The 11,040-nt window shown below is 39.6% G+C and carries 12 protein-coding genes; 4 read left to right on the forward strand and 8 right to left on the reverse strand.

Translation table 11 applies throughout. From position 1 onward, the window contains the following. The coding region (locus H6G83_RS33750) for a hypothetical protein (protein WP_190480371.1) at window positions 1-723 on the forward strand (723 nt) is incomplete at its 5' end. Between the two features lie 70 nt (window positions 724-793). Here H6G83_RS33750 and H6G83_RS33755 read toward each other — a convergent pair. Both H6G83_RS33755 and mobF read right to left on the reverse strand, forming a co-directional pair. Then, window positions 794-1,231, reverse strand: coding sequence for a hypothetical protein (locus tag H6G83_RS33755; protein ID WP_190480373.1), 438 nt, complete (start codon window positions 1,229-1,231; stop codon window positions 794-796). A 442-nt stretch (window positions 1,232-1,673) separates the two neighbouring features. Beyond that, the gene (mobF, locus tag H6G83_RS33760; RefSeq protein WP_190480375.1) at window positions 1,674-4,970 is read right to left on the reverse strand and encodes a MobF family relaxase; all 3,297 of its coding nucleotides are present in this window, start codon (window positions 4,968-4,970) and stop codon (window positions 1,674-1,676) included. Window positions 4,971-5,401: 431 nt separating this feature from the next. On the opposite strand from mobF, the gene H6G83_RS36170 reads away from it, so the two are divergent. Beyond that, window positions 5,402-5,533, forward strand: a complete 132-nt coding sequence (locus tag H6G83_RS36170; protein WP_277876486.1) for a hypothetical protein — start codon at window positions 5,402-5,404, stop codon at window positions 5,531-5,533. Between the two features lie 173 nt (window positions 5,534-5,706). Next, window positions 5,707-5,838: a hypothetical protein gene (locus H6G83_RS36175; protein ID WP_277876487.1), complete on the forward strand. Its 132-nt coding sequence runs from the start codon at window positions 5,707-5,709 to the stop codon at window positions 5,836-5,838. A gap of 634 nt (window positions 5,839-6,472) precedes the next feature. Here the strand turns inward: H6G83_RS36175 and H6G83_RS33765 are convergent. The 3 genes from H6G83_RS33765 to H6G83_RS33775 all read right to left on the reverse strand — a co-directional run bounded on the left by H6G83_RS33765 (window position 6,473) and on the right by H6G83_RS33775 (window position 8,080). Continuing rightward, on the reverse strand, window positions 6,473-6,748 hold the full coding sequence (locus tag H6G83_RS33765) for a hypothetical protein (RefSeq protein WP_190480377.1): 276 nt from the start codon (window positions 6,746-6,748) through the stop codon (window positions 6,473-6,475). Between the two features lie 139 nt (window positions 6,749-6,887). Continuing rightward, window positions 6,888-7,565: a nucleotidyl transferase AbiEii/AbiGii toxin family protein gene (locus tag H6G83_RS33770; protein WP_190480379.1), complete on the reverse strand. Its 678-nt coding sequence runs from the start codon at window positions 7,563-7,565 to the stop codon at window positions 6,888-6,890. After that, complete coding sequence (locus tag H6G83_RS33775; protein WP_190480381.1) at window positions 7,562-8,080, reverse strand: hypothetical protein; 519 nt, start codon at window positions 8,078-8,080, stop codon at window positions 7,562-7,564. The genes H6G83_RS33770 and H6G83_RS33775 overlap by 4 nt, the downstream gene beginning before the upstream one ends. Before the next feature lie 361 nt (window positions 8,081-8,441). On the opposite strand from H6G83_RS33775, the gene H6G83_RS33780 reads away from it, so the two are divergent. Next, on the forward strand, window positions 8,442-9,926 hold the full coding sequence (locus tag H6G83_RS33780; RefSeq protein WP_190480383.1) for an ATP-dependent nuclease: 1,485 nt from the start codon (window positions 8,442-8,444) through the stop codon (window positions 9,924-9,926). A gap of 37 nt (window positions 9,927-9,963) precedes the next feature. Here H6G83_RS33780 and H6G83_RS33785 read toward each other — a convergent pair whose 3' ends face one another. The 3 genes from H6G83_RS33785 to H6G83_RS33790 form a co-directional block, all read right to left on the reverse strand. Next, the gene (locus tag H6G83_RS33785) at window positions 9,964-10,194 is read right to left on the reverse strand and encodes a hypothetical protein (RefSeq protein WP_190480385.1); all 231 of its coding nucleotides are present in this window, start codon (window positions 10,192-10,194) and stop codon (window positions 9,964-9,966) included. Between the two features lie 39 nt (window positions 10,195-10,233). Next, entirely contained in the window at window positions 10,234-10,356 is a 123-nt protein-coding gene (locus H6G83_RS36180) for a hypothetical protein (RefSeq protein WP_277876488.1), read from the reverse strand. Window positions 10,357-10,440: 84 nt separating this feature from the next. Next, window positions 10,441-10,848 (reverse strand): hypothetical protein, encoded by a 408-nt coding sequence (locus tag H6G83_RS33790; protein WP_190480387.1) that lies wholly within the window; start codon window positions 10,846-10,848, stop codon window positions 10,441-10,443. Window positions 10,849-11,040 lie beyond the last annotated feature (192 nt).

Raw genomic sequence — 11,040 nt, forward strand, 5'->3', positions numbered from 1 at the left:
GCCTTGGAATTAGAAACCAAAAAAGCCGATGGTCACTCTTGGAAATATCGTAAAATTACTGATGAGAGTTGGAAGCAGGCCCAGATGTATTTGGCGCATAAGGAAGCAATTAAGGCAACCCAGCCAGTAATAGATGTGGCCGCCGTCCCCCAAGTAGATCCGATTGTGCCAATACTAGCTGAAGAATTAGCGGCGGCCACCACTAGGGAAGAATGCGAAAACCTGTTTATGACTGTCACCGAACAGCAGAAGAATGAAGCCTGGGCAATACTGAGTGATGAGCAGCAGCAAAAGATACTTGCACTTTACGAGCCACAAGTAATTCAACCAAGTATCTTTGACCAACCCCCAGTAGTAGAAGCTGGGGAATCTTCGGCGGTGTCAATTGACCAACCCCCAGTAGTAGAAGCTGGGGAATCTTCGGTGGTGTCAATGGTCAACAATCATGAGTTAGTAGTCAACACTGATGAGTCAACAGTCACTAGTCAACAGTTACCAGTCAACAGTCATGAGTCAATAGTTAACAGCCAGCAACAGATAGATAATCCTGTGGGCCATCGTTGCTGGGTATGGCATTTTAGCGAATGGAAGGAGGCCATAATCCAAACTTGGGAATATAGGCCACATGAAAAGTTTTTTAAGTCGGCTGTAAGTTTTATTGACAATTCTTTTACTCGGCTTGTCTGGGTCAGGGAAGCAATATTTTTCCCAAATCAGCAATAAGCTATCTGCTCAAAAGGCTTCAATTCCTCTTGAGTAGCAACAAGAATCAGAAAATTATATTTAATCTCACCTAATAAAAACACTGTGCTATTGTTTGTGAGGCTCTTGTTAAGTAATCGAGTTGAGTTGGCACGCTTCTCAATGCTGGATTAGAACTTGTTAGTTGTGCGTATAAACCTAATAACAAATCAGGGTCAATTACAGCTAATCCCTGGTTTTGTATATAAGCATTCCTTGTAACTATAATTACTGGTTGACCTTGAAAGAAGATAATAGGCGGATTTAAACAAAAACTGTTGTATGGGCTATATAAACCGTGCTGACTGCCATACATTCCATGTGGATTACTGATGCTGTATAAGCCGTGTTGACCGCCATACATCCCATGTGGGTTGCTAATTGAGTTTGAATCGTACTGATTATTTGATAGCAATCCTAAAAATTGCCCATTAGCACCCCACAATTGACCAACGCCGTTGATAGCAACTAAAAAATCTAGAATTTGCATTATTTTTCATCTATAGATTCTTTATTTCAGTTTCATAAAGAAACGCTCTAAAGCGCCTCAGTAGCAACAATGAACTCTACATGAAGATATTGTTTACCAGAGCGAAGAAGAGGCAATCTAGCGTCAGTAACGAGTAAATGAGGCATACTACAAGGTCAAAAATCGCCTTGAGGCTATCTCAGTACAGATCAAGCCAAGTCATGTATAACATTTGGGACACCCCCCCTTTAAATTTAAGTATTCAGTATATATTTAGGGGGGGGTGTCTCTCAACTAGCCCCGAAAATTCTCAATAAGCTGAAGCTCAATTTGTATTATGTATGTTGTACACAGGGGATTGAGGAAATACTAAAGTAGCTGTAGCTGCATCGTAAATGTAGCAAGTAGACAATGCCTTACTAGATGATGCTGGGCAATAACCCCAAAATGTAGTTAACTAACATTACCTTCTTAATCGCCTAAACTGGTTTGGCTTTTCACTAGGAGAGTTAGCTAAAAACTGGGCTTGTTGCTGCTGTTGTTGCATTAAGAGTTGATTGTGGAAATTATGCAAACGTTCTTGAACCTCTGGCGATTCTAAATTTTTCCAGATAAGTTTCATTTCCTTAGTCTTTTTATTTTCTTCCCAAGCTAGATAATCTTGAGTCTGAGCTTCCCACTGCACTATAGAAGCTTGTAATTGTTGTTTTTGAATAAATAATTGATGAATAGTGTTAATGGTATTTAACTGCTGGTCTATCAGAGAATTATATTTATTATTTAACTCATGAAACGGTAAACGTTCCATTGATTTAATCCTTTGTTCTTGATGAGCGTGTTGTGTCCACAACCTATCAATTTCTGCTTGTAGTACAGCAATTTGCTTGTTAATACCTTCCCTATCGATTGGCGGCGGTAGTTGTGCCACAGGTTCAGAGAAATATTCTCTAACAGCTTGTTCTAAGTAAAAAAGTTCTTGGTCGGTCAAAGCCGAGATGGCTGGATGAATACCGCTATCCTCAACAAAAGCTGGTGGTTCATCAGGGCTAGTAGCAGTCAAAAATACAAACTCTGGCTGTGTGTCAGGTGGTGATTTCTCAACAACCCCTGGGGTGAACTCATTGTTAACAATAGGTGGCTCTATTAATGTTTGAATTTGGGATGATACTTGCTTTGTAACAACATCACTGTGAAACTGCTTTGATTGCTGCTTTTGTAATTCCTGTTGCCGTAGTAAAAAAAGTGCGTTTTCTCTGGCTTTGGTAGATTGAGCTAGGGATAGTAATTTTTCTTTATCCTCTGTGTAAAGTTTCAACGAATACCGAGCGCGGCTAACAGCAGCATAAAAGCTTTCTTGTCCAATAGTGTCATCAGCAGCTATGAGAACTCTGTCAGCCGTTTTACCCTGAATACTATCTGTAGTAGTGACAATGGCATAATCCAAGTGTTGGGCTTGTTCTAGGTTGATAATGTCAGTTCGACCGCCATCTAAATACTCGATGTGAGCATTAGAGCCAGCAATTGTTTTAACTACAAACTCTTGCCCGTTGCGTCGCCCCAGTTGTCGGTCGTTTTTAGTCCAGCGTAAGCGATCTCCTGGGGCAATTTCGATGCTGTGAGATTGATAAATCGCCTTATCAAATCTCGTGTCTACTTGAAAATGCTGTCCATGACTATCTTTGAGAGTAAGGGTATCATCATTCTTGCCCACAACCTCATAGAGTTGACCTTTTTCCAGCCCCCGGCGTTTATAATTACGAGTCGGCATGAGCAGATCACCCAGTTCAAAATTATGGGTGTAACGTTTTTGAACTCCTGTTAAGTCCTTGGCTTGAAGCTGTTTAGTTATAACCGAAGTTCCTAAACTGCCCTCAGATTTGAGACGCTCCCGAATGGCTTGGGTAATTGCCCGTCGTTCGTGATTGGTTCCCACCAATACTAGGGTTTGCGCTCGTTGTTCGGGTGTAGCTGCTACATACTCATCAGCGATCTCCGAAATTTTAGATTCTGGTGTAACAGTCTGGATACAACCTTGTTCATCCAAACGGTTAAATGCTTCCTCAACAGCGCCAGAGGCAATCAAATTTACTGCTAATGCCAGCTTTGGCGCACGTTGTTTATGAGATTCGTTGAGGTAGCTAGTTTTGATTCCTGCCTGTTGCAGCGACTTGAAAGGGTTGCCAGCTTTTACGGCTGATAACTGCTTTGTCTCAGCTATTAACAACACCCTAGCTTGCTCAAGGTCAGCCCGTTCCAAAAGCGCGAGGGCATCTTTAGCACTTAGTAAACCTGCTTCATCCACCACCCAAATTTGATTAAGTGCAATTGTCTCTGGTGGAGTAGAGACTAACAGCCTAGCGACAGTTTCAGCTTGTATATCTAACTCTTGTTCCAAAACAAGAGCGGCGGTAGAACTACAAGCAAGACCTTTGATGGTGTAGCCCAAGGCGGCGGCGATTTCCTTCAACTCCTTGAGAGCGAAAGTTTTACCAGCACTGGCGACCCCTAGCCAAGCCGTAAATTGATCCGTTGTGGTGACTACATCCAAAACAGCCTGATGCTGGTCACGGTTGAGAGCAGTTTTCTCTAGGTGGCTTTGGGCTATTTCTGGGTGAGTGATGGGGGTGAGTTTACCCTGCCCCGACTGCATCAACTTAATGGTGGCTATTTCTCGGTGAACTGCCTTAAGTGTAGTAAAGTCTCGTCTGATATCTGATAGTTTAAGTAATTCAGCATTTTCAGCAATTAGCCCTTCAATTTGGGTGACATCAGTAGTTAGCTCAAGGTCAAGGATAAATTTTTCTAAATCTTCCTGAGCGAAAGATACATTTTTCTCTGAGCAATAAGCGATAGCTGCTTCTAGATGTTCTTGGGTAATAGCGGTTGGCTGAATTTGATGCAACGGGGTTTCTATTTGTACAAATTGAATACCTAAAGCATCAGCTTCTTGTTGCCATTTAGCTTTCAACTGCTCTGGGCTGATGTTCTGCTTTGCTTTGCGCGTGATGTTCCAAGCCCCTTCTCGTTCCGACCATGTTGAATTTTCGCCAACAACTTTTAATATCTGCTGCCTGCGCTTAGAAAACTCATCTAAATCCTGTTCACGAAATCCCTTGATTTCAAATTGACCGTGTTTCTTGGGGTCTACTTTATAGCCAAGCCGTTGGACTTCAACAGCCAGATGATGTTGGTAGACCATGCCAAGGAATTTCTTATTTCTAAAAATATCCTGATTCGATAGACTCTGCCATTTGCCATCCTCAAGCTGAGTCATGTTCATAATCAGGGCATGAGTATGTAAATGGGGGTCTAGTTCTCTACTTTCAATATGGTCAAATTCAGCCACTACCAAATTGCCCGTTCTGACTACTTTTCGCCCTGCATCTGTAGTTACCCTGGTGTGGCTGTAGCGTTCCTCAATGAGGAAGAGAGTTTTTCTGACAGCTAAACGGTGAGCATCAATCAGCCTTTCATCTCCTCCTACTAAAGCTTGTAAGCTGACACTCTTGGGTGCGGAGAAAGTGAAATCTGTAGCGGCACGGCGTTCTGAGGAATTGAGCGCCCTGGCGTACAAAGCTTGGCTGCCATCCGGTGATCTGCCTAAGACAATATTGGTAAAAATTTCTTTATCCTCAATAGCACCTGACAAGCCCAGTTTCTCAGCACCGTTACCAGACCAACGAGAGTTTAGCTCATGGTCATAACCTTCCATGAAGTAATTTACAGCTTGCTGGGGCTGGGTGTTCTTGGCAGTTAGCATTCAGCTAAATGTTACGTTTGTAGTATTGAAGGTTTCAAAATTGAGTCAAAAAATTTTTGTCTCAATTAAATTTTAAAACTTGTGCGAAAAACTTGCCTAAACTTTTAGGCATAATGTGCGAAACTTTTGGTTTTTAAAATGCCGTAAATTTGCCGTGAATTTAACATGAATTTAACGTCAAATGACATGAATTTGCCGTGAAATTAACATTGTCGCCGTCGTGAAAAAATGAACTTGCCGTGAAAATGACATAGATTTAACGTGAAAATGACGTGGATTTACCATAGATTTAACATAAAACTGACATTGTACACTGTGATGTTTTGCTACCTAAAAAAACGCTTACTGAGATTGAAGTAAATTAGTAAAAATAAAAAACCAGTAGACGCGAAAATTTAGCAGCCAATCCTGGGGTAAAAGAGAAAGCAACAGTGTTAGCAGTCGCGGTTGGTCATTGGTTATTAGTCATTGGGAGTAAGAACAGGCAACGGGGAAGACGCGGCGACAGCCGCCGTCGTTGGGCATCATCGATGCCAGTCCAGGGTGTGAGCATAAAGCAATAGGTGTGATTCATTAGTAGCACTGTCCCAAGGAGCAAGTTTTTAAAAGCTTGTTGATGATCTCGCGCCTGACAGTCCTAGTCGTGCTGCACCTTCACCTTCACCAGCGTGATGTTCCTTGTTGCTGGCCATTCTTGAGGTAGTAAGTAAGTGCCATAGAAGAGGAGATATTAGTAATGGTCAGCATAGCTTTACCTCTGCCGTCAACTTTATATAACTTAATGTCTCTAGCTTGGGCAATTCTTTGTGTATATATATGTCAAAGCGCATTTACTCAGACAAAACCAATTGGTTTTGATGCAGAGTGAAAAATTTTTAGTAGTAGATGCAGTTCAAAAAAATTTTCTCCACAAGTTTTGTTGAAGTTCAATATAAAAAATATCTGTCAAAACTTTCAGAAACTTTTGGCGTAATGTGCGTAATTATTAGGGCATATTTTTGTTGTGTTATTGTTGGGAAATATTGGGAATCATTGGGGGATATTGGGAATTGTTGGGGGATATTGGGAATCGTTGGGGAAATATTTAGTTAATGATAATTTGTTCAATAATCAATGTTTAATAGAAGAGTAATTGGGTTGAAGTTGGGATAAATTGGGAAATATTAGGAATTGTTGGTCAGGATTGGTCAATATTGGTGAGGGTTGGAATTATTTGGTTTTACTAATTATTTTTTGTTGGTTTACAGTAAAAATATTGTTGGAAACAAGCTGAAACCCTTAAAAAATCATTGTTCAATATTTATTGAGACTTTTTAGCATTTAATAGTAAAAAAATTTCTGAAAAAATTTTGTAAATTTATTATTGAGTCTCGAACTAAAAACCTCAATGACTAAAATAGTTTATCAATCACTGTCTGAAATTCCTTAAAGCTTAAGTGACTTTCCCCATCTTGTGAAAAGTCAGCAAACAATGAGTAAAAAATTAATATTGGCAATACTGCTTATGACTGCCAAGGCGAGGGGATAGGCGTTGTGGAAAGTACCTTAGAGGCGCTCAACCTAATAGCGGTTTTAGAGCAAGTCGGACATGAAACCTCTGTTAGGTCGGTGGTCAGCGTTTCTACCTCACACAACAAACCCTGTTGACAGTGCCAGCACTCGAATATCACGCGATTTACTGGTAGGTTACAGTCAAGTATCTTAACGTGTTGAAATTTCGGTGTTTCGGTTTCTACTTTCTTGGGCTTGTAGGGTTTTTTGGTTTCTTTGGACTCCATTGATCAACCTTTCTAACTCACAGGTATGGCGATATTAATCTAGATACCGCTATTTTAGGCGAGGGTGCGATCGCACAACATGAATACACCCCCACAACAGGACACAAGCTGAATTGTGTGTTTGTAACAAAGCTTTTATTCACGTAGCTAATCTTTCAATTAAAGATAAAAGTCTTCTGTCACGTCCAGCGTTTTTGGATGTTGATGAAAGGTGGCTAGGTGCAATTTCTAAGAGATCGTCTTGTTCGCGTGTAAACCAGTCTTTTATAAATTTTTTTACATCTTCAGAGGCTTGCTGTATTTCCTCTTCTAATGAAGGACAACCATCTAGTAGTAGTATAATGTCTTCCAAGTCATGACTATAGTAATAATTACCGTTACCTCGTCCCAGAAATGCTTCAATTTTTGATGCTAAGAGATAAGGTACTGGAAATATATTTATTTCTTGTCCGCTTGGAAGTTTATAGATAATTGAATTTTTAACACCAGGCTCATACCAAGAATTAGAAAAGCCAAGTGCAGAGGAATTAGTTGGCATAATATCCATTATTAAGTTTTGATAACGCCAACGACATATCACTCTGCTTTCTATATCTTCTTCAAGCCCAATCTTGCGAAGTTTTTCAGAAAAATGATAATACTCGGCAGTAGATGTGATTTCAACAACACAATCAACATCATTAGTAGAACGTACATCACCAGAAGAAAGTTCATCAAGATAAAGTGAGATTGTTGCACCCCCTACAAAAACTATTTGTTTGTGTACATCTGCAAGTAAATTTGCAGCTTTTTCCAGCATTTGAACTGACTCATTCATTTTTTAATCAATCTCTGCTCAAGCTCTTGACTTGCAATATTCTGTTCACGCACACGACCTACCCGAATTGCATCAACTAAACTAAGCAATTCATGTAATTTTGGGTCATTTTTTACTGCGGCTGGAACAGATTTATACAAAGGATTAACACTTAGCCCTTTAACAGAACCCTCTGGATCGCTCCAAACATAAGCACCGTAGGCATCATTAGGATCTACACTGATTAAGTTTTTCAAAGGCTCGGCAGAATGTCCTGTGGGTATACCTCGACTTAAAGTACCAGGTTTTTCAGGGAACACATACTTAATCCCATGTATGAGAAATTCGAGTAAAGAGCGTTTTTTGACTTTTCTAGAAGAACAATCATATAAATCGCTAGACTCAGAGCGTTTTAAAGCAGCATGAACCTCAGATTGGCTCATATGTAAACTCTGAGCTAGTTCACTGTAAGTCCATTCAGAACTTTGCAAGCTATGTACCTTAAGCAGAACAACAACGTCTTGAGGCTTCAACATAGTATTATCTTTCAACGCTATTGATAAACAGATAGTACAATAATATTCTATATTCGCAAATCGCAAATAGCAAATCTTTTAAAATGTTTGTAAAAATAGGTATCCGCCAAGATACACTTCTTGGTAAAATAGGCTACTGCCTATACGCACAAGTTTTGCGTCGCGCATCTTAGATCAATAGCTTGTAGGTTCGCTTTGAGATTTCTTTACAGCCCAGTAATTGCTGCTGTTGCTGCTGTCACTGGTGATGTCCTATATATCGAGTTATATTAATAGGACAACATTTGACAAATTATTCAAATAAATATTAAGTAATAGCCGAAGACTTAGCTTGATATACTTCCATGCTTAAGGAGAGTTAATGGTAACACATAGTCAAATTATTCATGAAATTTCGATTAAAAAACTTAAAAACATTTCTCAGGTAAGTATTAATTTAGAAGGCTCACCATTGATATCGTTAATGGGAGTAAACGGTTGTGGGAAATCAACTATTCTATATGCTTTATGTTGTGTCTATAAACCGCTCAGAAAAGAAGATGAAAATTACAAGTTTTCCAGATTTTTCCCACCACATAATCACTTTAATTGGACGGGTTCATATCTATCTATTAATTATAGTTTTAGTGATGATACTCATAAATACTTTCATGCAATCAAAGATTATTCAAAAAAAGATAGATGGGTAATTTATGAAAGAAGACCTGAAAGATATGTAAAGTTTGTTGAAATAAAGACCTGTGTTCCAGTAATTGAATCTGAAAATAAAGGACAAAAAATTCAGTACACAACAGCAACACAATCAAATGAGTTAGACATATTAATTCGTCAAAAAGCAGGTTATATTCTCAACAAGGATTATGATAGCCTACACGTACATACATATGATAATAAAACTATTATTGGAGTAAAAGTTGGAACTACACAATATTCAGCATTAACAATGGGGGCAGGAGAACAAAGAGTATTTACAATACTTGATGCTGTTTTTAGAACACCCTATAATTCAAGTTTGATTTTAATAGATGAAATAGATTTATTATTACATCCACAGGCTCTTAAAAAATTAATTACAGTTATTTATGATCGTGCTATTGAAAAGCATCATCAAATAATATTTACTTCTCATAACACTGAATTATTTGAATTAAAAGATAAAGTTGAATTAAGGCATATTCATCAAACTGAACAACATACAGTTTGTATGGCCAATACAACTCCAGATATTACTCGCCGTATGACTGGGAAACAGATAAAATCAATTGAAATATATGTTGAAGATAACCTTGCACAAGCAATTGTTAGCCACATTTGTAGACTATGTGGGGTTTCTAAAGATGTAGTAATTTATAAATATGGTGCTGCTACAAATGTATTTACTATTTCTGGAGGGCTAGCCCTTTCTCGTCAATCAATCGATAGTGCTTTATTTGTATTAGACGGAGATGTCTTTGTTACTGAAGAAGAAAAGAAAAAACAAATCAAAAAAGTTGTAACAGGGCATGGCTTGGAAATAGATAATTTGCGAGATAGATTATTAACACATTTAACGCAATTTAATTTACCAAAAAATGCAAAACCAGAAAAATTTATTTTCAATTGTATTCGCAATATTCAAACACAAATTGATTATGAAAGTGAAGAAATTAAAGCTTTAGTTTCTGATATAATTAATGCTGGAGATCACCATAATTTAGTAAAAGTTTTAGTAGAACAGATGGGATGTTCTGAAGAAATAGGCTTAAATAGTATAATTAGAGTTTTTTCACAAACACCTGAATGGTCAAACTTTTCTGAACCAATAAAAGTCTGGTTAACAAAGAAAAAGCACGAATTATATGGTTGATTTATATAAAAGCATTTAAGTAGAGGCAAGGGCTAAATTAGCCTAAAAATGGGCGCAGTGGACGCGAGAAGCAGTCAAGCCAGGGGGAGACGCGGCGACAGCCGCCGTCGTTGGGCATCGTAGATGCCAGTCTAGGGGTGAGGGAATGGGGAATAGGGAGTGAGGAGTGGTGAGGGCGATCGCTACGGTTTGGGCAGGTCAAAAGTAATGGGGTGCAAATTGAAAGTAGGCGATCGCTCGAACGCGAGAGGCGGCGGCGGTCGGTCATTGGTCATTGGGAGTGGGGAATAGGCAGGCAGTAGTCACTCTAACGCGAGACGCGGCGACAGCCGCCGTTGTTGGGCATCGTAGATGCCAGTCCAGGGGTGAGGGAACGGGGAATAGAGAGTGAGGAATGGTGAGAGCGATCGCTACGGTTTGGGCAGGTCAAAAGTAATGGGGTGCAAATTTAGAGTAGGCGAACGCTACAGTTTGGGCAAATATGAGAAATGGGGTGTAGTTTGGGAGTAGGGAGTTAGCCAGAAATGAGAAATGGGGTGCAAATATTGGGAGAAAACAACCATACTTGCAGAAATGGGGTGTAGGTTGTGAGTGAGAAATTAGACAGATATAAGAAATGGGGTGCAAATTTAGAGTAGGCGATCGCTACGGTTTGGTCATTTGTAAGAAATGGGGTGTGGGTTGCGTAGTGGAAGTGTAAATATGGGTCAAAAAAAGACCATACTTGCAGAAATGGGGTGCTGTGGGGTAGTGGCAAGTTAGGCAGACATAAGAAATGGGGTACAAAGATAGAGGCAAAGATGACCATACTTGCAGAAATGGGGTGCTGTTTTAGTTGCGAAAATGGGGATATTTGCGGTAATTTGTGCAAATACAGCCTCATAAATGCAGAAATGGGGTGTATCACAGGAGTGAATTGCATGAAAAACCCGAAGCGAAAACCAAATTTGCAGGAAAAATCTGAGCAATCAGCCCCGTTTGCATAAAATGGGGTGTATCTCAGGGGTAGCTTGCATGAAAAACCTGAGCCATAAGCAAAATCTGCAAGAAATGGGGTAAGTAACCGGGGTACACAACACCCCACTCATCGATGAGTGGGGTGTTGTGTACCCCG

The organism is Anabaena azotica FACHB-119 (assembly GCF_014697625.1).
GTDB lineage: Bacteria > Cyanobacteriota > Cyanobacteriia > Cyanobacteriales > Nostocaceae > Trichormus > Trichormus azoticus_A.